The following is a 26,063-nucleotide window of genomic DNA, read 5'->3' on the forward strand; positions in this document are numbered from 1 at the left end:
CGGGAATTGACGAAAAGGGAGCGGTCGGAAACGCGGCGGCTCCCTTTTTCCTAAAGGAGGCGTATGCTATGAAAGGCAGATGGAAGTCTGTTAAGAAAAACAGTGTTGATTTCATGTTTTTACTCCCGGCCGCCCTTGTGTTCCTTTTCGTTATCGCGGTCCCATTTTTTCAGGCGTTCGGGATTGCGTTCACAAACTGGAACGGTCTGTCGAAGGAGTATGATTTTGTGGGGCTTAAGAACTTAACCGCCCTGTTTCACGATACACAGACGATCAATGCAGTCTCCAATACCATGGAGTACACGGTGATTACCTGCATCGGCGTCAACATCCTGGCACTGGCCATAACTGTGGGATTAAACTCCAGCGTTGCGGGCAACCGGTTCCTGAAAAGCGCCATGTTCCTTCCGATTATCGCCAGCCTGGTAATCACGGCATTTATCTGGCAGAGAATCTATGGAGACGTATTTCCGGTGAATTTCGGTATTGTAAGTCCGCTTACCAAGCTGACCACGGTGATTCCGGGAATTGCCCTGATGTGTCTGTGGAGGGATACGGGACTGGCCATGGTGATCTACAACGCCGGTATTCAGTCGGTGCCCGGAGACCTAAAGGAGGCGGCCCGAATCGATGGGGCAAACGCGTGGCAGTCCTTCTGGAACGTGACATTTCCCATGCTGGCCCCGGCCTTTACCACCTGTGTCACACTGTGGCTGGGATATGGGTTAAAAGTCTTCGATTATCCGAAGGCGGCAACCAATGGGGGACCGGGAAAGGCGTCCGAGACGTTTTCTCTGTTCGTATACAATCATTTTTTCACGAATAACAGGGCCGGATACGGGCAGATGGCCGGCCTGGTGATGCTGATCTTCGTGGTGGTAATCACGGGAGTGGTTACGAAGCTTCTGCGGAAGAGGGAGGTGCAGCTGTGATGGGAAAGAAATTACATACGGCCTCCGGCCGGCGTTTTATCCTGCTGAGCCTGGTCATGTGGTGTGTGACGATTCTGTTTCTGGCGCCGTTTTACGTCTTGATTATCTATGCGTTTAAGCCGAGGGAGGCGACCATGCTTAAGAACCCCCTCGCATTTCCGGATACGCTCTATCTTCAGAATTTTGTGGAGGCGGTGCAGAAATCTGATTTTCTGAGGGCCTTTACCAATTCCACGGTATCTACCGTGTGCGGAGTCATTGTTCTGGTTCTCATCTGTTCTATGGCGGCTTATATCGTGGTGCGGCGGGGAAATAACCGGTTTTACGGAATCTGGCAGTACATTTTCCTGGCTTCCGTCATGCTGCCCTTTCAGACAATCATGTTTCCTCTCTATAAGAATCTGATGAACCTTCATCTCTTAAACAGCCGTCCAGCCTATGTGCTCGTGTCTGTGGGATTTCAGATGGGATTTGATATCTTCCTCTACTGCGGCTTTATCAAAACCGTTCCAGTGGAGCTGGAGGAAGCGGCGGCGATCGACGGATGCAGCAGGATGGGGATCTTTTGGAGAATTGTTTTTCCATTATTAAAACCGGTTACCATGACGGTTGTCGTATTATCGGCACTGGGAATCTGGAATGACTATCAGATTGCCCTGGTTGTGGTCTCCAAGGAAGCGGTGAGGACACTGCCCGTGGCGCAGCAGTCTTTTATCGGGCAGCAGATCTCGTATCTGAATCTGGCGTCTGCGGCGTGCCTCCTCTCGATTATTCCCATGTTTTTCTTATTCCTGTTTATACAGAAATTCATCGTGCAGGGAGTGACTGCAGGGGCGGTTAAGGGATAGTTGGGATTTATCAAAATGTTCATAGCAAGGAGAAGCAAAATGAAAATAATTAGAACGGACCTGCCCGGAAGGGCGCGGGAACTGGCGGCGGCCATACAGAAACGGTATCCAAAGGCGGATGAGTATCCATACCGTTCATGGAGCTATCCGCAGGGCTATCTGTTGATGGGGTTTATTCATTTATGGGAGAAAACAGGGGATGAGTTGTACTTCCAATATGTGCTTGCATACTGTATGGATCATGTGGCGGAGGACGGAAGTGTCCGGGGCTTTACGGGATGCAGCATGGACGACATGATGACTGGGGCTGTGCTGGTCTGGCTGTATGAGCAGACGGGGGAGAAACGGTTTGAGGAAGCATGCAGAAAGATCCGGGAAACCTACCGGGATTATCCGCGGACGAGAGAAGGAGGGTTTCTTCATAACCGTACCGAGTTTCCGGGAGAAATGTGGGTGGACGGCGTCTTTATGGGGCAGATGTTTTTATGCCGGTACGGTGCCGTATTCGAGGAGACGGAGTGTTTTGACGAGGCGGTGCTGCAGCTGGAACTGATTTACCGGTACTGCCATGCGCACGACGGTCTTTTGGTCCACGCCTACAGTGAGGACTGTCTGGCTCCTTGGGCCGGGCCGGATGGCAGGTCAGGATGTGTCTGGAGCGAGGGACTGGGATGGTATGCCCTGATTCTGACTGAAGTTCTCGATCTCCTTCCCACCGGTTACGAGGGAAAGGGGAAGGTGGAGAATCAGCTGAAACAGCTGTTGGCCGGCCTGGAAAAATATCAGAATCGGGAGAATGGTCTGTGGAGACAGGTGGTGGACCGGACCGATGACGTGGATAACTGGTGTGACACTTCGGGAAGCGCCATGTTTCTGTACACCTGGAAATGGGCGGTGGATAAGGGAATGGTGCCGGAGGAGACGGCGGAGCGGATCTTAAGAAAAGGATACGAAGGGCTTCTTGCCCGTATCGTACCGGGGAAAGACGGGCTGCCTGATGTCCATACGGCGTGTCAGGGGCTCTGCGTCCAGAACTGTTATGAGGACTATATCCATTATCCCAAGACCGTGAATGCGCAGGAGGCGGTATGCGGCTGCCTATGGGCTCTGGTGACAGCGATTGGCTAGGTACTGTTTGAATAGACCAATGCATTCCGGGCAAACAAAAAAGGAGAAGCGTATGAAAGCATTAATTGTAGATGGGGAAGGCCGTTTATCGGTGGAAGAGATAAGTATGCCGCAGATTGGCCCGTGCCAGGCTCTCGTGAAAATGGAGAGCTGCGGGGTGTGCAACGGAACGGATATGAAGCTGATTCACAGGACATTTAAGAATTTCCACACATACCCCGCCATACTGGGGCACGAAGGTGTGGGAAAAGTGGTAAAAACGGGAGAATTTGTGGAAAACCTCCATGTGGGTGACCGTGTGCTGCTCCCATTTCTGGAGGAGGCGGCCGACGGATACGTTCCGGGCTGGGGCGCCTATGCGGAATACTGTGTGGTGGGAGATGAGAAGAGCGCCGTACGCCATGGGATGGGCCCTGGCACAAAACAGTGGAACGAGGCGTATGCGGCTCAGACCGTTATCCGGCCGGAGGATCGGGTGGATGCGGTGGGCGCTTCCATGATCATCACGTTTCGGGAGGTGTTAAGCGCCATCCGTAGGTTCGGATTCCAGCCTAATGAGACCGCGGTAATATTCGGTGCGGGTCCGGTAGGGCTCTGTTTTACCAGGTTTTTAAAGCTGCTGGGACTTAAGACGGTCGTCACAACGGATATTCTGGAGGAAAAGGTGGAGACCGCGAGGCGGATGGGGGCCGATTATGCGTTTCATTCTGCCTCCTGCAATGTGGCTGAGGAGGTGAAGCGGATTTTTCCGGATGGTGTGGATTATGTAGTGGACGCGGTGGGCGTCAATGCACTGATTAATGAGGCGATGGGGCTGTTGAAATACAACGGAAAAATCTGCTGCTACGGTATCTCTCCTGAACTGACCATGAAGCTGGACTGGAGCAGCGCCCCCTATAACTGGACGCTCCAGTTTGTGCAGTGGCCCAGCAAGAAGGAGGAAGGGGAAGCTCATTCCCAGATTATGGCGTGGATTAACCAGGGGGTCCTGGATCCCATGGACTTTATCTCCGATGTGATCCCCTTTGAGCGGATCACCGACGCATTTGAACTGATCGAGGCGAAGAAGCCGGATACGAAGAAAATCGTGGTTCGATTTTAGAAATGGAGGAGTTGGAATGAGAGAGAGCAGACTGTTTTGCACGCTGCCCGAGTACGTATGCACACCTGACGGGATGGCAGTTGACCGCCATGGAAATCTGGTGCTGTCCTGTCCGAATTACGCGGATGACAGCATTTCCGGCTGTGTGGTCCGGATCGATAAAGAGGGCCATGTGCGAAAGTGGTTCGACGTACCGGTCCATCCGGAGACCGGAGTGGCCAGAAATATGGGGATCGCCTTCGATGACGAGTGGAATCTCTATCTCTGCGATAACCAGGGCTGGAGCGAACGGGAAGAGCTGCTGTACAAGGGCAGAATCCTGAAGCTCACGGTAGATGAGGAAGGAACCATCTTAAAGACCGTTGTCGTAGCGGAACACATGGAGCATCCTAACGGTATCCGGATCAGAGGCGGGTACATGTACGTCACACAGAGTTATCTGCATCCGGTCAGGAGGCCGGATGGAAAGCTGGTGAGCTGCGTATACCGGTTCGGCCTTGACGAGGAAGGGATTCAGATCACCAATACCCTGGAGGACCGCCATATCTTCGCCACCTTTGTGACGGAGAATCCGGACTGCCAGTATGGCGCCGACGGGATCGTCTTCGATCAGGAAGGACGGCTCTATGTGGGGAATTTCGGGGACGGAGCCGTTTACCGGATTACGTTTAAGGAGGACGGAAGTCTGGACGAGAACACGCTGTTCGCCCGGGATCCGGAGGAGCTTAAAAGCACGGATGGAATGATATTCGACGAGGAAGGAAACTTGTATATCGCGGATTTCTGTGCCAATGCGATCGTGCAGGTGACACCCGGAGGAACGGTACGGCGGATTGCCCAGAGCCCGGACTGCAAAGGCGCGGACGGGGGACTGGATCAGCCAGGGGAGCCGATTGTATGGGACGGCCGGATTATCGCCTCCTGCTTCGACCTTGTGACGGGACCGGGAAAGGTGAATTTAAAACATGAGATGCCGGCTGCACTGGTGCAGCTGCCGCTGTAAGGAGGCACCATGGGACAGGGAACTTTAGGAAATGCGGGGGACCGCGGGGACACCTGTATTCTGGCCCACGATCTGGGAACCAGCGGAAATAAGGCCACACTCTACCGCGCGGACGGAACGCTGGTGGCCAGCTGTGTTCACGAATATCCAACGAGTTACCCGCAGCCGGGGTTTGTGGAACAGGACCCGGAGGACTGGTGGAATGCGGTCTGTGCGTCGACGAGAGAGCTTCTGGAAAAAACAGGGATGCGGCCGGAAAGGATAGCCGCCGTGTCCTTCAGCGCCCAGATGATGGGCTGCCTGCCTGTGGACCGGGAGGGGAATCCCCTGCGCCCGATGATTATCTGGGCGGATACGAGAGCGGTGGAAGAGGAACGGTGGATGGTGGAACGTATCGGTATGGAGCGCGGATATGAGATTACGGGCCACCGGCTCAGCGCCTCCTATTCCGCGGCAAAGCTTTTATGGGTGCGCCGCCGCGAGCCGGACGTCTATCGCCGCTGTTATAAGATGCTGCATGCCAAGGATTTCATCATCTGCCGTCTGACGGGGAAGTTTGTGACGGATTACAGCGACGCTTCGGGAACGAATCTCTTCGATATCCGGGCGAAATTGTGGTCCCAAGAGATATTAAGGGCACTGGACCTCGATGAAGAGCTGCTTCCGGAGCTGCATCCATCGACCGATATCGCCGGGGGCGTGACGAAAGCAGCCGCAGAGGCCACCGGACTTTTAGAAGGAACTCCTGTCGTGATCGGAGGCGGGGATGGAAGCTGCGCCTGTGTCGGGGCCGGTGTAGTGGATGAGGGGAGCGCCTATCTGGTGCTGGGATCATCGTCCTGGATATCGCTGGCGTCGAGGAAGCCGTTATTCGATCCTGAGATGCGGACATTTAACTGGGTTCATTTAGACCCGGAGCTCTATACTCCCTGCGGTACCATGCAGGCGGCAGGCTATTCCTATCAGTGGTACCGCAATACGCTGTGCCGCGGAGAGATGGAGGAGGCCGCGAAAACAGGAGAAAGCCCTTATGAGCGGATCAACAGGGGAATCATGGAATCCACACCGGGAGCGGGCGGTCTTCTATACCTGCCCTATCTTCTGGGGGAGCGCTCACCGCGCTGGAATCCGGATGCCAGAGGCGCCTTTTTGGGCATGTCGGTGACGACCGGAAAACATGACTTATCCAGGGCCGTGCTGGAAGGCGTTGGTTTCAATCTGCGGGTTATTTTAGAGAGTATGCGGCGGGAACGTGAGATGAAGGAGCTGATGCTCATCGGCGGAGGTGCCAAGGGGCAGACGTGGCCCCGGATTCTCTCAGATATCTTCCAGATGCCATTAAAAATACCGGCATACCGGGAGGAGGCAACCAGCATGGGCGCGGCGGTGTGCGCCGGCGTGGGAGTGGGAATATACCAGGATTTCTCCGAGGCGAAAAGGATTAACGCCATCGTGGATACGGTGATGCCGAGGGGGGAAAACCGTCTGCGGTACGACCGCCTGTATGAGATCTTTAACCATGCGTATGACGCTCTGACGGGAGTCTATGGCGAACTGGGCGCTTATCGGAAAGAGATGGGGGAAAAACATGAATAATTTTATCTGGTACAATCCTACCCGCATCCTGTTTGGAAGGGGAACCCATAACGAGGTGGGGCGGGAAACGGCCGCTTACTCCAGGCGGATTCTGCTGCTGTATGGAGGAGAGAGCTTAAAAGCTGCGGGGACGTACGGTGCGATCACAAAATCACTGACAGTGGCGGGAGTGGAATACCGGGAGCTGGGGGGCGTCCGTCCCAATCCCAGACTGTCGCTGGTGCGCCAGGGGATTTTACTGTGCAGGAGAGAAGGGCTGGATTTCGTGCTGGCAGCAGGAGGAGGCAGCGTGATTGACACGGCGAAGGCCATTGCGGCAGGCGTCTTATATCCGGGCAATGTGTGGGATTTTTACCATACGGAGAAGCGGCCGGAGAGAGTCCTTCCCACGGGGGTGGTCCTGACCATTCCGGCGGCCGGGAGCGAAAGCAGTGACGGCAGCGTGATTACGAGAGAGGAGGAGAATGAGAAGAAGTCGTTCTGCTCACCGCTTTTGTATCCGAAATTTGCTATTTTAAATCCGGAGCTCTGTTACACGCTTCCGAAACGGCAGATTGCAGCGGGAAGCGCCGATATACTGGCCCATGTGATGGAACGGTATTTCTCTCCCAATGGTAACACGGAGCTGTCAGACCGTCTCTGTGAGGCGGCCATGAAGACGATCATCCATAATGCGCCGCTGGCACTAGCGGATCCGGGCCGGTACGAGGTGTGGGCCGAACTCATGTGGGCGGGAAATGTGGCCCACAACGGACTGCTGGGAAAAGGAAGGGAAGAGGACTGGGCCAGCCATAACATTGAGCACGAGCTGAGCGCCCTGTACGACATTGCCCACGGAGCGGGGCTGGCCATCGTATTTCCGGCGTGGATGAAGGCTGTGAGCAGGAGAAATCCGGCGCGTTTTGCACAGTTTGCGGAAAGGGTATTCGGAATCGAAGCGGAGGATAAGCGGGAGGATGAGCTGGCCGCGCTGGGAATCAGCTGCCTGGATAATTTCTTCCGGAGACTGGGGCTTTTTACCACGCTCACAGAGGCCGGAATCGATGACAGCCAGTTTTTACGAATGGCCGGGCGCGCAGTTGCGGGCGGCAGCCTGGGAAGCATGGAAAAACTGGACCAGACGGCGGTAATGGAGATTCTGGAGCTGGCCAGGTAAGGAATGAGGAGGGAGACAGACATGAAGATAACGCCAAAGGAACTGGCCGGGTATTTTGATCACACCCAGCTGAAGGCCTATGCGGTACGGGCCGATTTTGAGAAGCTGTGCAGGGAGAGCAGAGAATACGCATTCCGGATGGTAGCCATCAATCCGGCCCCGGTGGCTCTGTGCAGAGAGCTGCTTTCCGGCTCCAATGTCCATGTGGGAGCCGCCATCGGTTTTCCGCTGGGTCAGACGACGATCAACGACAAGACCAATGAGACGAAAGAGGCCATACGAAACGGGGCCGATGAGATCGACTACGTCGTAAACCTGACGGAGCTGAAAGAGAAGAACTATGGATACGTGGAACGGGAGATGGCTTCCATCGTGGAGGTGTGCAGAAAGGCGGGAGTAATCTCCAAGGTCATCTTTGAAAACTGCTATTTAACGGATCAGGAGAAGGAGGCGCTCTGCCGGATTGCCCTGGAGGTGCGGCCCGATTTTATCAAGACCTCTACTGGCTTTGGTAGCGGCGGGGCCACTGCTGCTGATATCATGCTGATGAAACGGATGGTGGGAGATGCGGTGAAGATAAAAGCGGCGGGGGGAATCCGAACGCTTGACACGGCGCTTGAGATGATCGGTATGGGGGTGAGCCGGATCGGATCGACGGCCAGTGTTTCGATCGTGGAGGAACTGAAAGCACGGCAGCGCGGGTCCTGAAGCATGTTTGTCATAACCTGAAGAGACTCTTATAAAGACTCCCGGACAGGCACGCAGAAACGGTATGCAAAATGGTGTACAGAAACGGCCGGATGTGGTACAATGCAGGTATGAGTTTTAGCACATACATCGTACACATGCGGCCTGTTTCAGCCGTTTTGAGTGCTCAGGACAAGGAGGAATGGTTTATGGAAAGAGCAATTACAATCAGTCGTGAATTTGGAAGCGGCGGGCGTGAACTGGGAGTGAAACTGGCTGAGAGTCTGGGAATTCCGTTTTACGATAAGGAATTGATTTCCATGGCTGCGGAGGAGAGCGACATGCCGGAGGACGCATTTCTTCATTATGATGAGAACATGCCGTTCATAAAAGATCCGTTGGACCGCCATTTCTACTCGCCATTTTCTTCCATCTATCAGGTTCCCATGTCGGATCAGATCTTTTTGGCGCAGTCCAGGGTGATTCGGAAGCTGGCGGACCAGGGCCCCTGTGTGATCGTTGGACGGTGCGCGGACATGGTTCTGGAGAACAGTGTGAATCTGTTCATTTACGCCAGGATGAAGGACCGGATCAGACGTATGAATTCCCTGGAGACAGGCGTCGATCCTGTGAAGATGGAGAGCAGAATCCGCGAGGTGGACCGGAAACGGAAGGATTACTATCAGTATTATACCGGCAATGAATGGGGAAAGGCCCAGAACTACCACCTTTCTCTGGAAAGCGGTCTGGTGGGCGTGGACGGCTGCCTGAAGGCGGTCCTGGCCTATTTGGAATCGGTGCAGTAGAATAAATACGATACGCCCCGGAGCGGGACAGGCCTGATGCAGTACGCAGAGCTTTGCGGCCGTGAATATGGATATCAGATTCCTCAGAAGTCGGGCAGACGGCTTTTGGGGAATTTTCTTGTATTATGTCCACCTTTGTACTATAATAATATACATTATGGATTTTGATAAAATCTTGATGGAAGTGCGAGGTGGAAAGAAATCGATGCAGTTTGCTGAGAGAATGGACCGGTTCGGAGAAGGAATATTTTCTAAATTACTGGAGATAAAAAGACAGAAGGAAGAGCGGGGAGAGATCGTGATCGATTTAGGCGTGGGGGCGCCTAATATTCCTCCGGCCAGGCATATTACCGATGCCCTGTGCGAGGCGGCCGCGGATCCGAAGAATTACGTCTATGCCATCAGCGACCAGAAGGAGCTTTTGGAGGCGGCAGCCCAGTGGTATGAGAGGCGCTACGGCGTGAGCCTGAATCCGGAGACGGAGATCTGTTCTCTTTTGGGATCTCAGGAAGGACTGGCCCATATTGCGCTGTCTGTTGCCGATGAGGGAGATGTCGTTCTGGTTCCCGATCCCTGTTATCCTGTTTTTGCGGATGGTCCTCTTCTGGCGGGTGCCACCCTTTTTTATATGCCTCAGAGAAAGGAAAACGGATACATCATCGATGTGAGCGAGATTCCGGAAGAGACGGCGAAAAAGGCGAAACTCATGGTCATTTCTTACCCGAATAATCCGACCACGGTCATGGCGCCGGACTGCTTTTACGAGGAGGTCATCGCGTTTGCGAAAAAGTATGACATCATCGTCCTGCACGACAACGCGTACAGCGAGCTGGTATTTGACGGGAAGACCTGCGGGAGCTTCCTTCATTTTCCAGGTGCAAAAGAGGTTGGCGTGGAATTTAACTCCCTGTCCAAGACCTACGGGCTGGCCGGTGCGAGAATCGGCTTCTGTGTGGGCAATGAAGAAGTGGTGAGCCACTTGAAGATGCTGAAATCCAACATGGATTACGGCATGTTTCTGCCTGTCCAGAAGGCGGCGGTCGCGGCGATTACGGGAGACCAGGCCTGTGTGGAGACCACGAGAAAGGCCTATGAGCGCAGACGGGACGCCCTGTGTGACGGTATGACGGAGATTGGATGGAAGATGGACAAGCCGGAGGCCACCATGTTCGTGTGGGCGAAGATACCGGATAATTTTTCCGATTCCACCTCCTTTGCCATGGAACTGGCCGAAAAGGCAGGACTTCTGGTCACTCCGGGAAGCGCCTTCGGACCTTCCGGCGAGGGATACGTGAGGCTGGCCCTTGTCCAGGATGAGGACGTGCTTAAAAAAGCGGCGAGGCTGGTCGATGAAAGCGGTATGCTGCGATGACAGCGAAGAGGAGGCAGTATCTCTGGCGTGCCGCGGCGGTGCTTTACGTGCTGTTTATTTTCTCCAATTCCATGAAGACGGCCGACCTCTCCTCCGCGGACAGCGGGGCGGTGCTTAAACTGGTGCAGCAGGTTCTGACAGCGGGAGGCGTGGACAGCACCATCATTACAGAGCATGTGATCCGCAAGACAGCGCATTTTACGGAATACGCTGCGCTGGGAATTCTGCTCTGCCTCTGTTTTCGGACGTTTGCCCTGTCATTGGACAGGCGCGTTCTGTCTCAGGTGCTTGTAAGCTTTCTGGTGCCGTTTACCGATGAGACGATACAGCTTTTTGTGGCCGGCCGGTCAGGACAGATCAGCGATGTCTGGCTGGACTGTGCGGGGGCGGCCTTCGGAACCATGGTATTTATGGCAGCTGCACGGATTTTAAGCAGGACGGGAGTAAAAAAACGTGATAAAAAATTATAAGATAGTTCTTCAGTATGACGGAAGCCGTTATGACGGCTGGCAGAAACAGGGCAATACGGGAAACACGCTTCAGGGTAAGCTGGAGGGGATTTTACTGAAACTCACCGGACGGCCGGTGGAGGTGCACGGATCGGGGCGGACAGACGCCGGAGTCCACGCTCTGGCCCAGACGGCTAATTTCCATGCAGATACCGGTATGACGGAAGACCAGATCAGGGCATACTTTAATCAGTACCTGCCGGAGGATATCGCCGTGCTCTCTGTGGAGACGGTGCCGGACAGGTTCCACAGCAGGTTGAATGCTGTGAAAAAGACGTATTTATACAGGATTGAGATGGGACCGAAGAAGGATGTATTCGAGCGGAAGTATTGTTATGGGCTCGGAAAGCCTCTGTCGGTGAAACGAATGGAGGAAGCGGCGGCCTGTGTTCTGGGGGAACACGATTTCAAGAGCTTCTGCGGCAATAAAAAGATGAAAAAGTCCACAGTGAGGACGATTTCGGATATCACATTTGAAAAAGAAGGAACGAAACTGTTGATCCGCTATACGGGAAACGGTTTTTTATATCATATGGTCAGAATTCTTACGGGAACGCTGATTGAGATTGGGCTCGGAGAGCGCAGTCCACAGGAAATGAAGGAAATCCTGCTGAAACTGGACCGACAGGCGGCCGGCTTTACGGCGCCGCCGGAAGGTCTGTTTCTGGAGCGGGTTATGTATGAGGACAGGGAGTAACATGACAGATTTTTTAGTGAAGACTTTTGTTAAGGATTACGAGAATACGGGAGATATCGGCGTGAGAACGGAGTATGGCCTGATGGCCAGCACCGTGGGCATCTGCTGCAATGTGCTTTTATTTGCGGCGAAGCTGTTTATCGGTCTGCTGATCAACAGCATTTCCGTTATGGCTGACGCATTTAACAACTTATCGGATGCGGCCTCCTCCATCATCGGCTTTATTGGCGTGAAGATGGCGGGCAAGCCGGCGGATGAGGATCATCCCTTCGGACACGGCCGGGTGGAGTATATCGCGGCATTTATCGTGGCATTTATCGTCATCCAGGTGGGTTTTTCGCTGTTTAAGACGTCTCTTGGCAAGATTCTTCATCCGGAAGAGATGACGTTTAAGTATATTTCGATCGTCATTCTTCTCATGTCCATCTGCGTGAAGCTGTGGATGGGAATGTTTAACAGAAAACTGGGAAAGAGGATCCATTCCTCTGTCATGATGGCGACCGCGGCGGATTCCATGGGCGATGTGGGCACAACCTCAGCGACCATACTGTCCATTCTGGTTTACGGAATCTGGGGGCTCAATATCGATGGAATCGTAGGCCTTATCGTGTCGCTTATCGTCATGTGGGCGGGTGTCGGGATTGCCAAGGACACTTTGGCTCCCCTGATCGGAGAACCCATCGATCCGAAGCTTTACCGGGAGATCACGGAATTTGTTGAAAGTTTTGACGGAATTGTGGGAAGTCACGATCTGATCGTACATAATTACGGGCCTTCCAGAAGCATGGCGTCGATCCATGCGGAGGTACCGAATGATGTAAGTATTGAAAAATCCCACGAAGTCATCGATTATGTGGAACGGGAGGCACAGCGCCGTTTCGGAATTTTTCTTGTGATCCATATGGATCCGATTGAAACAAAGGACAGCAGGGTAACAGAATTTAAGGAAATGGTGGAAACTATCGTTAAGAGCATCGATTCCAAGTGCAGTTTCCATGATTTTCGTATGGTTGAAGGCGATAAACAGATTAATCTGATCTTTGATCTGGTCGTTCCAAGGGATTATGACAGGGCGGCGAGAGAACAGATCAGAATAGAGATAACAGAGAAGGTAGCAGAGCGGGATAGCAGATGCTGTCTGGTCATGACGACAGAAAGCGGCTTCGGCGTGGAAGAATAAGGAAACAAAAAAATTTCCATAATATGCAATAAGAAGACAGCATCCTGCATTAACTTAGTAGAAAGGAAATCGACTCCATGTTGTTTATGGGTATGATGAGCCTTGATGGGCCGGAAGACTACGGCCGGTTAAGCGATGAGGTGCTCCTTAATAAGGTTGGAACGGGAGACCAGGAAGCGTTCAGACAATTATATCAGAATACAGACCGGTCAATTTACGGGTTTATCCTGTCTATTGTAAAGAATCCCCAGGATGCCGAAGAGATCATGCAGGAGACCTATATGAAGGTGTGGACTTCCGCTGCGGGTTATAAGTCCCAGGGGAAGCCTCTGGCATGGATGTTTACCATAGCCAGGAATCTATGCTACATGAAGTTTCGCAATCAGAAGCATGAGTCGGATATCGCATTTGATGATCTGGAAGGCGAAGAGACAGGTGAAATATGCCCGGAGATTGAACAGGCGGCAGATAAGCTGGTTTTAGCCGCGGCGCTCAAGATCCTGAAAGAAGAGGAGAGGGAGATTGTCCTTCTGCACGCGACTGCCGGGATGAAGCACAGGGAGATCGCAGCTTCATTAGGCATGCCTCTGGCCACCGTCCTGTCTAAATATAATCGTGCCATGAAGAAATTAGAAAATTATTTATCATAAATATCAAGGGTTCTATCTCCTGAGCAGATGCCGGGAAGAATCGCAAAGAGCAAAAGTAATGTAAGAATAAAAAAGAGAGGAGGAAGTGTTCATGTTTTACAAAACCGACAGACAACTGAACAGAGAACAGATAAAAGCGCATTTGAAGTCTGCGGTCATGGACCTGACTCCGAATGTATTGGATAAAATCGATATGAGTACGCCCCAGATGGCAGCGGAGGAGCTGCATGAGGAGGCGGGCAGGGCTGTGAGCTCCATCGCCGTGATGCGAAAGCGGATGCGCGTGGTTGCAGCTTTGGCCGCGGCGTGCCTCTGTATGGTGGCAGTCGCCGGAGGCACCTATACGTACCGCAATGGAAAAGTGGACTCCGTGATCGGCATCGATGTCAATCCCAGCGTGGAGCTGTCCGTGAACCGGAAGAACCGGGTGCTGGAGGCGGAGCCGCTGAACGAAGATGCGAAAGCCATTATGGAAGACATGAATCTAAAGGGTGTTGATCTCAATGTGGCGGTGAACGCGGTGATTGGTTCCATGGTGACCCATGGCTACCTGGATGATCTGGAGAACGCCATTCTTGTAACAGTCTCAAACGACAGTGTCAGCAAGGCATCGGCCCTGCGGTCGTCGGTCGTGAATGATATTCAGAGTTCCCTGGAAGAAAATCAGGTGAAAGCCGTGGTATACGACCAGCAGGTCATCGAAGAGGATGATGTGAAGGCGCTGGCGGACGATTACGGAATATCCTATGGAAAAGCATATTTTTTGAAGGAACTGATCGATCAGAATCCTGCTCTGACCATGGAGGATATGGAGAAGCTGGCTCCTCTGACCATGGAGGAGATTGCAAAGGAGATTACAGAGCGTTCCTACGCGGTAGGAGGTCATGCGGGTGTGAGCGAGGATATGACCACCACCGCCCAGACGACCACGCAGCCGGTCACAACAGTGCCCGTGACAACAGAGGCGACGACAGAGGAAACGACGACGGCGGAGGAATCCGAGACCGAGACGGGGAATCAGACGACAGCGGCTCCGGTTCCGCAGACGACAGCGCCGGCTCCCACCGATCTGCCGGTGATGACGACAGAGGCGCCGACGACGGAAGCGCAGGTGCCGGTCTCAGACGCGAAGATCAAGATCGATTACGTCGATTATGAGAATGGTGTGGTGACCGTCAACTTTAAGACAAAGGTAAAGTGGAAGAACCCCACCGTATCGGTAAAGGATGAGGGCGGAACCACTTATTCCGCCATGGTTGGCGATACGGACAGCTCCACATGTGAGATCTACGTAAGCGGCCTGGAAGGCGGAACCTCATATACGTTCGTTCTCGGCGGAATATCCCCGAAGAACGGGAAGCAGACGACGGTGAAGGGAACCTTCGAGACTCCGGTAATCGGGGATGGCGATGCTAACGAGGAACCGGTAGTGCCGCCGGAAACAGAAGAAACAAAAGAATCGGAAACACAGCCTCAGACTACGGAATCGTCTGAGGCTTCTGCCACATCACCGGCCGAAACAGAGTCGGCAGCGGAGACGGAGAGTACCCAGGCTGCCGAGCCTCCGACGGAAGCGCCGACGGAACCACAGACCCAACCGCAGACAGCTGCGACGCCCGCGGCGTGAAGCGAATCCTGTCATTTGCCGCATACGAAATTTGGTTTAAGCTGTTTGATTTGAAGGAATAATAAAGAAAATAGAAAAAATATGGAAAAAGGGCTTGACGAGGAGAATATCGTATAGTATAATACAACCGTTGTGTTGATGGGCTATCGCCAAATGGTAAGGCAACGGACTCTGACTCCGTCATTTCAAGGTTCGAATCCTTGTAGCCCAGTTAAAAAGCTTTTAAGCATAAGAATCTTGTGCTTGAAAGCTTTTTTGTATTAAGGAAATTGCTGCTATTACAAAAAACCTACGGCTGGCCGGACTCTTTATTCTGTGTAACCGAAAAGTACAGCCTGAACGGATACTTATCAGCGGTTCCTGAATTCACTCGGCTGAATTACCGTATAACTCTTAAATGCACGGCTGAAGTAGAAGCCGTCTTTATAGCCGACCAGCTCCCCGATCATCTGGATCTCCATGTCCGGATTGTTAAGGAGCAGCCGCTTGGCTTCGTTCATTCTCAGCTTCGTCAAATATTTGGACGGAGTTTCTCCCGTGTATTTCTTGAATATTTTCCCCAAATACTCCGGCGTAAATCCGAATTTCTCGGCCAGCTCCTGAAAGGAGACATCGTTCTGATAGTTTTCCTGAAGATATTTTTCCAAAAGCTCGCAGATGGACTTCTGATCCAGGGCGCTGTTCCTGGTCCGGTAGGTCTCCAGTTCCTCGGTCTCCGTCCCCATAGTGATCAGCAGCTTCTGAAGCGACTCGGAGAGCGCCTGCGCAGTCACCGGTTTCAGCAGATAATCCCTGACTGCGAACTTGATGGCGGCCTGAGCGTAGGAAAAGTCGTCATAGCCGCTGAGGATGATGATCTTCACTCCCGGATGATTCTTGTGCAGATACCGGGACAGCTCCAGGCCGTCGCACTGCGGCATGCGGATGTCCGTGATGACAAGGTCGGGACAGTCTTTTTCCACCTTTACGATGGCCTCCATTCCATTGGCCGCCTCCCCGATCAGGGTAAGCGGCAAATCCAGGGCTGTGATTTTTTTAATTAAGTTTTTGCGTATCAGGCTTTCGTCCTCCACGACCAGATATTTATAATGGGGGATGCTGTTCATGGTATTCCTCCTTTGAATGGTAAACAGGCCCTCCAAGGACAAAGATCGTCCTCAGCGGCAGTGTATTTTCGATCTCGAATACCGCCTTCTCTCCGTAAAGCAGTTTCAGCCGGAGATATACGTTTTTCAGTCCCATGCCTCCGATCTGCATGGATTTCAACTCCTCATTGAGGTTTAAGTTCCGGTACAGGTTAAGCAGCTCCTGCTTCTTCTCATCTTTTAAATGGCCGCCGTTGTCCTGGATTCGCAGCAGCCAGCGTTCGTGTTCGATGGAAGCGGAGATGGTGAGTTCCCAGGGCGGCTGTTTGTCGAAGGCGTATTTGAAGGCGTTTTCCACCAGAGGCTGGATGATCAGCTTGGGGATACAGATGTTTTCGGCCTCTTCCTCAATGTCAAAGGTGTAATGAAATTCCTCGGTATAGCGCATCTGCATGATCTCTAAGTACCGTTTGGTGTAGAAGATCTCCTCTTTTAACGGAACGATCATCTCGCTGGAGGAGGAGATATACCGGAAATAGTCGCACAGGGCCTGGCACATCTGAATGATGTCCTCATTCATCTCCTCCTCGGCCATGACGCTGATATTCGTCAGGCTGTTGTAGAGAAAATGCGGATTGATCAGCGACTGTGTGGCCTGCAGCTTGGCTCTCGTCTCCTCGCTCTGGGATAAGAGCACTTCCTGGGAGGTGCTGCGGAGCTTCTCATACATGCTGCGGATGGATTCGCACAGCATGGAAAGCTCTGTGATATTGCTGTCCGCGGAAGTCAGATTCACCTTATTCTCGTCCAGCACCCGGTTGATGGTGATCTTGCCGGTGGCCGCCGTCAGCTTCCGAAGCGGTGCGGTCAGCCGTTCTGAGATGTAGAAACAGATCAGCAGGGTGAGTAAAATGGAGAACATGCCGATCAGGGCGAACATAACCCGGAAGGTGTTAAGAGGCTCGTAGATGGCCGCCTTCGGCTTTGTTAAGATCACGGTCCAGTTATAGTCCGGCGTGGTCCGGTATGTAAAGAGAAGGTTCTCGCCCGCGTCGGTTTTTAAAAGCCTGCCGGTATTTTCCGGAAGGCCTCTGCGCTCGATCAGCCCGTAGTAATCGGGCACAACTTTCGTATCATTGTAGGGGTAGACCAGCTCTTTTCTGGAATTGTAAATGTAGACGCGGCTGTCCGGGTTCTGGTTTTCCAGCTGGGTCGCCAGGGAGAAGATGGTATCGCAGTCCTGTATAACCTCGACGATGCCCTCCGGCTGTCCCGCGGTATCGAGAAACAGACGCACCAGGGATATGAACTTCTGAGACTCCTTATTGCCGCCTCTTGCGGGTAAATCCTTCTGCACTTCCGGGTTGCTGATATACATGTGGCCGTTTTGCGCCATGGTCTCCTCGTACCAGGGAAGCGACTCCAAGTCCACGGAAGAGATTAACAGCCAGTATCCGGCTACGGAGCCGTCCATGGTGTAGATCCGGACATCGGAGGCCGACTGATAGGCGCCGATGATCGCGGTGACGATATCGTGGATGGCCAGTGCCTTCTCACGGGAGGCCGCCAGCCGGCGGGGGTCCGTCCCGTTCCTCCGATAAGAGGCCGAAAATTCTTTAAAATTGGACTTTACCGCATTAGAGTATACGATATTCATGGAAATGGTCGAGATGTTGTTTAACTGGGTTTCCACAGAATTTTCCACAGAGGCGCACATGTTTTCTAAATCTTTTCTCGCCTCTTCCAGGGCATTTTTCCTGTAATGCGTGTAGGTGAAAAAGAAGAAAATCCCCAGCAGAAGCAGGATGAACAGGCCATATATGACAAAAAGATACATCTTTTGGGAATAATGCTTTGTCGCTTTTTTGATAAGAAAGCCACCTCCCTTCGTGAGTGATATTATACAAGATTGTTCAAAAAAATGCAAATGATAGTTCGGAATTGTCTATTTTGCAAAAATGGCTCTTATGTTATGATAAAATTACGCTAAAGGAAACGTATTTTATCGATAAAATATAGACACAAAAGACAAGAGTGGAAAAAGTGTGAGAATCAGTTGAGAAAAAGGAGAACAGATATGAAAAAGATGATAAAGAGAGCATTAAGCCTTTCTATAGCGGCGGTCATGGCGGCGGCAGTGGTGACGGGCTGTGGATCAGACAGCAATACAGGCGCGGCAAAGGAGGGGAAGAAGAGCGTAACCCTGACCTTTGGCAGCCACCAGAGCGGCCTTCCGACATCGGGAATCGTCCAGGATTTAGCGAAGGAATTCGAAGCTGAGACCGGAATCAAAATTGACTTCCAGATTTCCCCCGACGCCCAGTGGAGAGACTTAATTAAGGTGAAGCTGGATTCCGGGGAGGCGCCGGATATCATCTGTGTGGATACGCCCATCGGTCTGGCCTCCAGCATTCACATGGACCAGTACAGTGCGGAGCTGACCGGGCAGGAGTGGGTGAGCCGCATGGAAGACAGCGCCCGTTCGGCTGTCTCCGTGGATGACAAGGTATACGGCATCACCTTCCCGGGAGCGAAGATGTATTTCTATCTGTATAATAAAGACACATTCAGCGAGCTTGGACTGGAGGCGCCTGCTACATACGAAGAATTCAGGACGGTCTGCCAGACCATTCAGGATTCCGGAACGACACCGGTCTATGAAGCCACCACAAACGGCTGGCATCAGGTACTTCCCCTGTTTGAGACCGGCGGATTATGGCTGGCCGATGATCCTGAGGTCTACAACAAGTTAAATGCGAATGAAGTGGATTTAGACTCCATTCCCCACTTACTGAACATCATTACAGAATTAGACGAGTGTGCAAAAGCCGGATACTTCGGAGATGACTACTTAAGCAATGCATGGGAGAATGCAAAAGAGGCCATAGCCACGGAGCGGTGCGCCATGACCATTGCCGAGCTGGGATTCCGCGGTGAGATCGAAGCCGATTATCCGGACTTCAAGGCGACAGAGAAGCTGGGGGCGTTCGTTATGCCGTGGGATGACAACAAAGCAGTCGGCGTCAATCCTGCCAGCAATGCCTACTTTATCAACAAGGACAGCAAATACGTGGAAGAGGCAAAACAGTTCTTCGAGTTCCTGGCGAAACCGGAAAACCTTCAGAAGCGCCTCGACGGACAGCCGGAATTAAGCGCGCTCTGCTGGCCGGAGATTAAGAGCAAATACTCCGATGAGGACCAGAAGTTCTTAGATTCCCTCACAAAAGCCAACGTGGTGCAGACTTCTGTGAACTACATCGACAGCCAGTGGATGGATGTTGGAAAAGATTTGGAGGCAATGTATACCGGAGCCATGACGCCCCAGGATGTGCTGGATACGATCATGAGACGGCGTACCGAACAGGCGGAGCTGCAGAAGGACCCGGGCTGGGTAAAATAACGGCGGCGGAAAGGAGGTACGGTCATGAACAGAAACAAATTATATCCCTGGTACTTTGCCAGCGGCGCGGCGATCCTCTTTTTCCTGCTGTGCTTCCTTCCAGGTCTGCTGGGTATCGCATATTCGTTTACAGACTGGAATAATTTCAGCGATGAGATCAATTTTGTCGGCCTTACCAACTATAAAAAGATCTTTCAGGGCAATTCCGAGTACTTAAAATATATCGGCAACACCGTGCTGTTCACGGTTGTTACCACAGTCATGAAGACGGTTGTCGGCCTTGCGCTGGCCCTTCTTCTGACCCAGAAGTTTATCAAATGCAAGAATTTCCAGCGCATGATCATCTTTTCCCCACAGGTCATGTCGTATCTGGTGGTCGGCCTCGTGTTCCGGAGCATGCTCCATCCGACCACAGGCTTCTTAAACAATTTTCTGAGGGGAATCGGGCTTGACGGGCTGGCTAAAAACTGGCTGACCGATTTAAGCCTGGTGTTCCCGACGGTCATGACCGTGGATACCTGGAAGGGCATGGGCTACATCATGGTCGTCGTCATCGCCGGGCTGATGTCCATCTCGCCGGAGTACTACGAGGCGGCCAGCATAGACGGCGCCAATTTCTTCCAGAAGCTGTGGGATATCACGCTGCCCTTATTAAAGCCGGTTCTTGTCAATGTAACGGTTTTAAATGTGACTTACGGACTGCGCGTATTCGATATGATTTATTCCCTGACAAACGGAGGCCCCGGAAACGCTACAGGCGTAATCAACACAGCTGTTTACAAGGAATTCTCCAAGGGAGATTTAGCCATGGGCACCACGTTGTCCAGCGTCCTGTTTTTCTTTGTGCTGGCACTGCTTTACTTTATCATCAAATCTATGGAAAATAAGGAGGTGGAAGCATGATGGGAAGAACCGGCAGAACCATCGGCCGTGTGGCCGGAAACCTGATCTCGATTGTAATCAGCCTGATCGTCATTATCCCGCTGGTGGTGCTGTTCTTAAATTCCTTTAAGACCTCGGCCGAGGCCAACCGGATGACACTGTCGCTCCCGACGAAATGGGTATTTGAAAACTATGCCACCGTCATCGAACAGGGCAAACTGGTGTCCTCCTTCTTCAACGGACTCCTCTATGCGGCCGGCAGCGTAATCATCGTAGTCGGACTGGTTGCGGCGGCAGCCTTCGTCATATCCAGAAACCAGAAGGGCGTCAACCGTTTTCTATATTACTTTATCATCTCCGGCATCGCCATGCCGATCAACAATGTAGCTTTGATGAAGGTCATGCAGGCGTTTCATCTGGTCAACACCAGAATCGGCATCATTCTCTTATATGCCGCGATCAACATACCGCTGAGCCTGTTTCTGGCCTACGGCTTTGTGGCGACGATACCGCGTGAGATCGACGAGGCGGCGGTCATCGACGGATGCAAGCCGTGGCAGCTCTTCTTAAAGGTAATTGCGCCGCTGTTGAAACCGATTGTTTCCACACTGTTTGTGCTGGATTTCATGGCAGTATGGAACGATTTTACCATGCCGCTGTATTACTTAAACAATTCCAGAAAATGGCCCATGACGCTTGCCGTCTACAACTTCTTCGGGGCCTTCCAGAATTCCTGGAACCTGGTGGCGGCGGATATCATGCTGACGCTGGCGCCCGTGCTTCTGGTCTTTATCCTGGGGCAGAAATACATCGTGGGCGGTGTGTCGGCCGGATCTGTAAAAGGTTAAAACAGAGCCGTTAAAGACGGCTGAAAAAAAATAAGCCTGCAAGGAGGAGGAACGAATGACAATGCAGAAGATCTGGGATCTGATCCGGGAAATGACCCTGGAAGAGAAGATCGGGATGATTCACGGACAGGGGATTTTCCATACGAAAGGTGTGGAGCGCCTCGGAATCCCGCCGCTCTGGATGTCGGACGGCCCCATGGGGGTCAGAAAGGAACTGCAGGACGACAACTGGGCGCCTAAGGGGACGACGGACGATTACGTGTCCTACCTTCCCAGTAATACGGCCATCGCCTGCACCTGGAACCGGGAGCGGGCGGCAGACATGGGATGCGTGCTGGGGCAGGAGGCCAGGGGGCGTGGAAAGGACGTGATCCTGGCTCCGGGAATCAATCTGATTCGTTCCCCCCTCTGCGGCAGAAATTTTGAGTACATGAGCGAGGATCCTCATCTGATCTCGGAAATGGCGGTTCCGCTTATCCGTGGCATTGAGGAGCAGGATACGGCTGCCTGCGTGAAACATTTTGCCTTAAATAATCAGGAGACCCGCAGGCTCGATGTGGACGCTGCCGTGGACGAGCGGGCGCTCAGAGAGCTCTATCTCCCCGGCTTCGAGGCCGCGGTGAAAGAGGGAAAGACGAAGACGCTGATGGGCGCCTACAACCGGTTCCGCGGAGAACACTGCTGCCATAACCATTACCTGCTGGAGGACATTCTCCGCGGGGAATGGGGCTTTGACGGCGTGGTCATATCCGACTGGGGAGGCGTCCACGACACGATGCAGGCCGCGGAAAACGGACTGGACATCGAGATGTCGGTGACCAGTGATTTTGATCAGTACTGCATGGCGGACCCGCTGGCGGAAAAGGTCAGATCCGGAGAGGTGTCCGAGGCGCTGCTGGATGAGAAGGTTAAGAATATTCTGGTTCTCATGGACCGGCTCCATATGCTGGACGGCGTCAGAAAGAGCGGCTCCTATAACACGAAGGGCCATCAGGAGGCAATCCTCAAATGTGCCGAAGAGGCGGTTGTGCTGTTAAAGAATGAAGGCGGGATTCTTCCGCTGAAGCCCGTGAAACGCCTGGCAGTAATCGGGGAAAATGCAGGGAAGATGCATTCCAGCGGCGGCGGCAGCGCGGCGATCAAGGCGCTTTACGAGCTTACCCCGCTCATGGGCCTTAAGATGGAGCTGGGCGGAACTGTCAGCGTGGAGTATGCTCCAGGCTACCAGAGCGACGGTGAAAAATCGGCGGAACAGGAGAACTGGCAGGCGGAGAGCCTGGAGGAACGGGCCTATAAGGCGTCATATAAGGGAGACGGAAGCGATGGGGCGGAGGAGCGCCGCAGAGAACTCATAAGGGAAGCTTCGGCTCTGGCAGAATCCTGCGAAAGCGTCGTTCTGTTCTGCGGGCTGAATCACGAGTTTGACCTGGAAGGCTGTGACCGGCCGGATATGAAGCTGCCTTATGGACAGGAAGAGCTGATTTCTGCCGTCCTGGATGCCAATGAGAATACGGTCATCGTGGTTATAGCCGGTTCTCCGGTGGACATGGAGGTCTTTGCCGACCGGGCGAAGGCCATTGTATACAGCAGCTACAACGGAATGGAAGGCGGCCTGGCCGTGGCAAAGGTCCTCCTCGGCAGGGTGAATCCTTCCGGCAGGCTTCCATTTACCATCCCGAAGCGGCTGGAGGACTGCCCGGCCCATTCCATCGGAGAGTTTCCGGGAGATGATACCGTAACGTATCGGGAAAGCATTTATGTCGGGTACCGGTATTACGAGACGGAGCAAAAAGCAGTCCGTTACTGTTTTGGACACGGACTGTCCTATACGGAGTTTTCCTATGGGGATTTAAAGCTGGAGCGGCGGGAAGACGGCATCTATGGTACTGTGACAGTGAAAAACTGCGGCTCTTCGTCTGGAGCGGAGGTCGTGGAGATTTACGTCGGTGCAGCCGGAAAGAATGTCAAACGGCCGGTCAGAGAGCTTAAGGGATTTGTAAAAGTCTTTCTTCATCCAGGCGAGGAACGCGCCGTGGATTTCCGGCTTCCATGGAAAGCATTTTCTTACTACAATGAGGAGAAAAGGGCGTTCGAAGTACCGGAGGATGAGTATTCGGTCTGCGTGGGGCGGTCCGTTGGTGACGTGCGGCTTGTTCAGACCGTTGATATCAAAGAAAATGAGTAACAGTTCAGACGGCGGGAAAATGGTCGTCTGAACTGTTATGAAAATAATGCATTAGCAGGAGGAAAATGTCGATGAAATTCACAGAAGGTTACTGGTGTACCAAAAAGGAAATCACTCCGCTCTACGCGGCAGAATTCGCAGACAGCCGGATACATGGGGATGAACTCATAATCTATGCGCCGGGAAAGCATATCGCGGGAAGAGGAGACTGCCTGAATCTGGGGATGCTCACCATCTGTCTATCCAGTCCAATGGAAGATGTGATTAAGGTTTCCGTGAGGCATTTTGAGGGAACCGCTTACCGCGGCCCCTTCGCCGGGATTAAGGAGACCGCCCCCCATGTGACAATCGAGGAAACAGAGGAGGAGATCCGCTATCAGAGCGGCCGCACATCTGCGGTTATCGATAAGAGGCCAAACGGCTGGGGAATCCGTTTCCTCGACGGAGACCGGGAACTGACCAACACCGGATTCCGCAACATGGCGCACATGACCAACCGGGATACGGGAAAAACCTATATGGTGGAGCAGCTGGCCATCGATGTGGACGAGTACATCTATGGACTTGGTGAGCGGTACACACCGTTTGTGAAGAACGGACAGATGGTGGAAATGTGGAATGAGGATGGCGGAACAGCCAGCGAAATCACCTACAAGAATATTCCGTTTTATATTACCAACAAGGGGTATGGCGTGCTTTTGGATCATGAAGGGGATGCCGCCTATGAGATTGCCAGCGAAAAGGTGGAGCGCCTGCAGTTTTCCGTGGAAGGGGAACGGCTCGATTACTACGTGATTAACGGTTCCACCCCGAAGGGAACCATATCCAAATATACGGAGCTGACCGGCAAACCGGCGCTGCCTCCGGCCTGGTCCTTTGGCCTTTGGCTAACCACCTCCTTTACGACCAATTACGATGAGGAGACGACCTCCGGCTTTATCCAGGGCATGGCGGACCGGGATATACCGCTGCACGTGTTTCATTTTGACTGCTATTGGATGGAAGCGTATGAATGGTGTAATTTTACGTGGGACCCCAGGACATTTCCGGATCCGGCCGGTATGCTGAAACGGTATCACGACAGGGGATTAAAGATCTGTGTGTGGATCAACCCGTATATCGGCCAGAAATCTCCGCTGTTCCATGAGGGCATGGAGCACGGCTACTTAATCAGAAAGACGAACGGGGATGTATGGCAGACTGATATGTGGCAGGCCGGTATGGGACTGGTGGATTTTACCAATCCGGACGCGGCCGCCTGGTATCAGGGCAAGTTAAAGACGCTGCTGGACATGGGCGTAGACTGCTTTAAGACGGATTTCGGTGAGAGGGTTCCGGTGAGGGATATCGCTTATTTTGACGGTTCCGATCCGGTTAAGATGCACAATTACTATACGTTTCTCTATAATGAGACCGTATTCCAGCTTCTGGAACAGGAGAGAGGAACAGGGGAAGCCGTGCTGTTCGCCCGTTCGGCGACTGTGGGAGGACAGCAGTTCCCGGCTCACTGGGGCGGTGACTGTTCGGCGACCTATCCGTCCATGGCTGAAACCATCCGGAGCGGCCTCTCTCTGGCCTGTGCGGGCTTCGGCTTCTGGAGCCATGATATCAGCGGTTTTGAAAATACGGCGCCGGCCGATATCTACAAGAGATGGTGCCAGTTTGGCCTTTTAAGCTCCCACAGCCGTCTCCATGGCTCTTCCTCCTACCGCGTGCCGTGGCTGTTCGACGACGAAGCCTGCGACGTGCTTCGGAAGTTTGTAAAGCTGAAATGCGCGCTGATGCCGTATCTCTACCGTCAGGCGGTAAAAGCCCATGAAGAGGGCATACCGATGATGCGTCCAATGTTCGTGGAATTCCCGGAGGACCGGGCCTGCGAACCGCTGGATAAGCAGTATATGCTGGGCGATTCCCTGCTGGTAGCCCCGGTATTTAGGGAATCCGGCGAGGTGGAATACTACCTTCCGGAGGGAAACTGGGTGAACCTGCTTACCGGAAAGACCGTCGTGGGAGGCAGATGGCAGAAGGAGACACACGATTACTTCTCCCTGCCGCTCATGGTGCGCCCCGGCAGCATTGTGGCGGTTGGAAAAGAGAGCAGCAGACCGGATTACGCGTTTGCGGATGGAGTCAGATTCCTTCTGTATCTCCCGGAGGAGGGAATGACCGCAGAGACTGGCGTAACGGACTTAGAAGGCCGCGTAGTGATGACCGCAGCGGCCAGCCGGGCAGATGGAAAGATTACGCTTCGGGTAGAAAGAACCGCCGTGGCTGCCTCCGAGGAGGTTTCGGCGGACGTTTCAGCAGGATTTACGTTTGAGGTTCTGGGAGACGGGAAGGTGGAAGTGGTGGTCGCATAATACGTTTACT

The 26,063-nt window shown here is 53.0% G+C and carries 22 protein-coding genes and 1 tRNA gene; 21 read left to right on the forward strand and 2 right to left on the reverse strand.

Translation table 11 applies throughout. The features are described 5' to 3' along the window. The first annotated feature begins 68 nt into the window (after positions 1–68). From DFR60_RS16985 to DFR60_RS17060, 16 genes are all read left to right on the forward strand, one after another. Positions 69–932 carry a carbohydrate ABC transporter permease gene (locus tag DFR60_RS16985; RefSeq protein ID WP_110323978.1) on the forward strand — a complete coding sequence of 288 codons (864 nt, stop codon included), beginning with the start codon at positions 69–71 and terminating at the stop codon, positions 930–932. Then, positions 932–1,780: a carbohydrate ABC transporter permease gene (locus DFR60_RS16990; RefSeq protein ID WP_110323979.1), complete on the forward strand. Its 849-nt coding sequence runs from the start codon at positions 932–934 to the stop codon at positions 1,778–1,780. Before DFR60_RS16985 ends, DFR60_RS16990 begins: the two co-directional genes overlap by 1 nt. Before the next feature lie 39 nt (positions 1,781–1,819). Then, on the forward strand, positions 1,820–2,908 hold the full coding sequence (locus DFR60_RS16995; RefSeq protein WP_167437634.1) for a glycoside hydrolase family 88/105 protein: 1,089 nt from the start codon (positions 1,820–1,822) through the stop codon (positions 2,906–2,908). Between the two features lie 52 nt (positions 2,909–2,960). After that, a complete protein-coding gene (locus DFR60_RS17000; RefSeq protein WP_110323981.1) occupies positions 2,961–4,010 on the forward strand; it encodes a zinc-dependent alcohol dehydrogenase in 1,050 nt (349 codons plus the stop codon). 16 nt (positions 4,011–4,026) lie between these two features. Continuing rightward, the gene (locus DFR60_RS17005; RefSeq protein ID WP_110323982.1) at positions 4,027–5,013 is read left to right on the forward strand and encodes an SMP-30/gluconolactonase/LRE family protein; all 987 of its coding nucleotides are present in this window, start codon (positions 4,027–4,029) and stop codon (positions 5,011–5,013) included. Positions 5,014–5,022: 9 nt separating this feature from the next. Further along, positions 5,023–6,609 (forward strand): xylulokinase, encoded by a 1,587-nt coding sequence (gene xylB, locus DFR60_RS17010; RefSeq protein ID WP_110323983.1) that lies wholly within the window; start codon positions 5,023–5,025, stop codon positions 6,607–6,609. Beyond that, the gene (locus tag DFR60_RS17015) at positions 6,602–7,765 is read left to right on the forward strand and encodes an iron-containing alcohol dehydrogenase (protein WP_110323984.1); all 1,164 of its coding nucleotides are present in this window, start codon (positions 6,602–6,604) and stop codon (positions 7,763–7,765) included. Before xylB ends, DFR60_RS17015 begins: the two co-directional genes overlap by 8 nt. A gap of 21 nt (positions 7,766–7,786) precedes the next feature. Further along, the gene (gene deoC / locus DFR60_RS17020; protein WP_110323985.1) at positions 7,787–8,473 is read left to right on the forward strand and encodes a deoxyribose-phosphate aldolase; all 687 of its coding nucleotides are present in this window, start codon (positions 7,787–7,789) and stop codon (positions 8,471–8,473) included. A gap of 188 nt (positions 8,474–8,661) precedes the next feature. After that, entirely contained in the window at positions 8,662–9,258 is a 597-nt protein-coding gene (locus DFR60_RS17025) for a cytidylate kinase-like family protein (RefSeq protein ID WP_110323986.1), read from the forward strand. Positions 9,259–9,463: 205 nt separating this feature from the next. Then, positions 9,464–10,630, forward strand: a complete 1,167-nt coding sequence (locus tag DFR60_RS17030) for an aminotransferase class I/II-fold pyridoxal phosphate-dependent enzyme (RefSeq protein WP_110323987.1) — start codon at positions 9,464–9,466, stop codon at positions 10,628–10,630. Continuing rightward, positions 10,627–11,100 carry a VanZ family protein gene (locus DFR60_RS17035; RefSeq protein WP_110323988.1) on the forward strand — a complete coding sequence of 158 codons (474 nt, stop codon included), beginning with the start codon at positions 10,627–10,629 and terminating at the stop codon, positions 11,098–11,100. The genes DFR60_RS17030 and DFR60_RS17035 overlap by 4 nt, the downstream gene beginning before the upstream one ends. Beyond that, a complete protein-coding gene (gene truA / locus DFR60_RS17040; protein WP_110323989.1) occupies positions 11,084–11,836 on the forward strand; it encodes a tRNA pseudouridine(38-40) synthase TruA in 753 nt (250 codons plus the stop codon). The genes DFR60_RS17035 and truA overlap by 17 nt, the downstream gene beginning before the upstream one ends. A 1-nt stretch (position 11,837) precedes the next feature. Further along, complete coding sequence (locus DFR60_RS17045) at positions 11,838–13,016, forward strand: cation diffusion facilitator family transporter (RefSeq protein ID WP_167437636.1); 1,179 nt, start codon at positions 11,838–11,840, stop codon at positions 13,014–13,016. 77 nt (positions 13,017–13,093) lie between these two features. Then, positions 13,094–13,666: an RNA polymerase sigma factor gene (locus tag DFR60_RS17050; protein WP_110323991.1), complete on the forward strand. Its 573-nt coding sequence runs from the start codon at positions 13,094–13,096 to the stop codon at positions 13,664–13,666. A gap of 91 nt (positions 13,667–13,757) precedes the next feature. Next, entirely contained in the window at positions 13,758–15,293 is a 1,536-nt protein-coding gene (locus DFR60_RS17055; RefSeq protein ID WP_110323992.1) for an anti-sigma-I factor RsgI family protein, read from the forward strand. A 139-nt stretch (positions 15,294–15,432) separates the two neighbouring features. Further along, positions 15,433–15,504, forward strand: a tRNA-Gln gene (locus DFR60_RS17060). Positions 15,505–15,643: 139 nt separating this feature from the next. Here DFR60_RS17060 and DFR60_RS17065 read toward each other — a convergent pair. Next, entirely contained in the window at positions 15,644–16,399 is a 756-nt protein-coding gene (locus DFR60_RS17065) for a response regulator transcription factor (RefSeq protein WP_110323993.1), read from the reverse strand. Continuing rightward, complete coding sequence (locus DFR60_RS17070; RefSeq protein WP_110323994.1) at positions 16,377–18,215, reverse strand: cache domain-containing sensor histidine kinase; 1,839 nt, start codon at positions 18,213–18,215, stop codon at positions 16,377–16,379. Before DFR60_RS17070 ends, DFR60_RS17065 begins: the two co-directional genes overlap by 23 nt. Before the next feature lie 240 nt (positions 18,216–18,455). On the opposite strand from DFR60_RS17070, the gene DFR60_RS17075 reads away from it, so the two are divergent. From DFR60_RS17075 to yicI, 5 genes are all read left to right on the forward strand, one after another. Then, entirely contained in the window at positions 18,456–19,778 is a 1,323-nt protein-coding gene (locus DFR60_RS17075; protein WP_110323995.1) for an ABC transporter substrate-binding protein, read from the forward strand. Between the two features lie 24 nt (positions 19,779–19,802). After that, positions 19,803–20,681 carry a carbohydrate ABC transporter permease gene (locus DFR60_RS17080; RefSeq protein ID WP_002602290.1) on the forward strand — a complete coding sequence of 293 codons (879 nt, stop codon included), beginning with the start codon at positions 19,803–19,805 and terminating at the stop codon, positions 20,679–20,681. Next, the gene (locus tag DFR60_RS17085) at positions 20,678–21,508 is read left to right on the forward strand and encodes a carbohydrate ABC transporter permease (protein WP_373266135.1); all 831 of its coding nucleotides are present in this window, start codon (positions 20,678–20,680) and stop codon (positions 21,506–21,508) included. Before DFR60_RS17080 ends, DFR60_RS17085 begins: the two co-directional genes overlap by 4 nt. A gap of 55 nt (positions 21,509–21,563) precedes the next feature. Further along, entirely contained in the window at positions 21,564–23,693 is a 2,130-nt protein-coding gene (locus DFR60_RS17090) for a glycoside hydrolase family 3 C-terminal domain-containing protein (RefSeq protein WP_110323996.1), read from the forward strand. Between the two features lie 71 nt (positions 23,694–23,764). Beyond that, entirely contained in the window at positions 23,765–26,053 is a 2,289-nt protein-coding gene (yicI, locus tag DFR60_RS17095) for an alpha-xylosidase (protein WP_110323997.1), read from the forward strand. The last annotated feature ends 10 nt before the right edge of the window (positions 26,054–26,063 follow it).

The sequence above is a fragment of the Hungatella effluvii genome (assembly GCF_003201875.1).
GTDB classification, from domain to species: Bacteria; Bacillota; Clostridia; order Lachnospirales; family Lachnospiraceae; genus Hungatella; species Hungatella effluvii.

Coding starts and splice junctions, on each gene's coding strand:
- DFR60_RS16985 (WP_110323978.1), top strand. CDS start 69: ATGAAAGGCAGATGGAAGTCTGTTAAGAAAAACAGTGTTGATTTCATG.
- DFR60_RS16990 (WP_110323979.1), top strand. CDS start 932: ATGGGAAAGAAATTACATACGGCCTCCGGCCGGCGTTTTATCCTGCTG.
- DFR60_RS16995 (WP_167437634.1), top strand. CDS start 1,820: ATGAAAATAATTAGAACGGACCTGCCCGGAAGGGCGCGGGAACTGGCG.
- DFR60_RS17000 (WP_110323981.1), top strand. CDS start 2,961: ATGAAAGCATTAATTGTAGATGGGGAAGGCCGTTTATCGGTGGAAGAG.
- DFR60_RS17005 (WP_110323982.1), top strand. CDS start 4,027: ATGAGAGAGAGCAGACTGTTTTGCACGCTGCCCGAGTACGTATGCACA.
- xylB (WP_110323983.1), top strand. CDS start 5,023: ATGGGACAGGGAACTTTAGGAAATGCGGGGGACCGCGGGGACACCTGT.
- DFR60_RS17015 (WP_110323984.1), top strand. CDS start 6,602: ATGAATAATTTTATCTGGTACAATCCTACCCGCATCCTGTTTGGAAGG.
- deoC (WP_110323985.1), top strand. CDS start 7,787: ATGAAGATAACGCCAAAGGAACTGGCCGGGTATTTTGATCACACCCAG.
- DFR60_RS17025 (WP_110323986.1), top strand. CDS start 8,662: ATGGAAAGAGCAATTACAATCAGTCGTGAATTTGGAAGCGGCGGGCGT.
- DFR60_RS17030 (WP_110323987.1), top strand. CDS start 9,464: ATGCAGTTTGCTGAGAGAATGGACCGGTTCGGAGAAGGAATATTTTCT.
- DFR60_RS17035 (WP_110323988.1), top strand. CDS start 10,627: ATGACAGCGAAGAGGAGGCAGTATCTCTGGCGTGCCGCGGCGGTGCTT.
- DFR60_RS17045 (WP_167437636.1), top strand. CDS start 11,838: ATGACAGATTTTTTAGTGAAGACTTTTGTTAAGGATTACGAGAATACG.
- DFR60_RS17050 (WP_110323991.1), top strand. CDS start 13,094: ATGTTGTTTATGGGTATGATGAGCCTTGATGGGCCGGAAGACTACGGC.
- DFR60_RS17055 (WP_110323992.1), top strand. CDS start 13,758: ATGTTTTACAAAACCGACAGACAACTGAACAGAGAACAGATAAAAGCG.
- DFR60_RS17065 (WP_110323993.1), bottom strand. CDS start 16,399: ATGAACAGCATCCCCCATTATAAATATCTGGTCGTGGAGGACGAAAGC.
- DFR60_RS17070 (WP_110323994.1), bottom strand. CDS start 18,215: ATGTATCTTTTTGTCATATATGGCCTGTTCATCCTGCTTCTGCTGGGG.
- DFR60_RS17075 (WP_110323995.1), top strand. CDS start 18,456: ATGAAAAAGATGATAAAGAGAGCATTAAGCCTTTCTATAGCGGCGGTC.
- DFR60_RS17080 (WP_002602290.1), top strand. CDS start 19,803: ATGAACAGAAACAAATTATATCCCTGGTACTTTGCCAGCGGCGCGGCG.
- DFR60_RS17085 (WP_373266135.1), top strand. CDS start 20,678: ATGATGGGAAGAACCGGCAGAACCATCGGCCGTGTGGCCGGAAACCTG.
- DFR60_RS17090 (WP_110323996.1), top strand. CDS start 21,564: ATGACAATGCAGAAGATCTGGGATCTGATCCGGGAAATGACCCTGGAA.
- yicI (WP_110323997.1), top strand. CDS start 23,765: ATGAAATTCACAGAAGGTTACTGGTGTACCAAAAAGGAAATCACTCCG.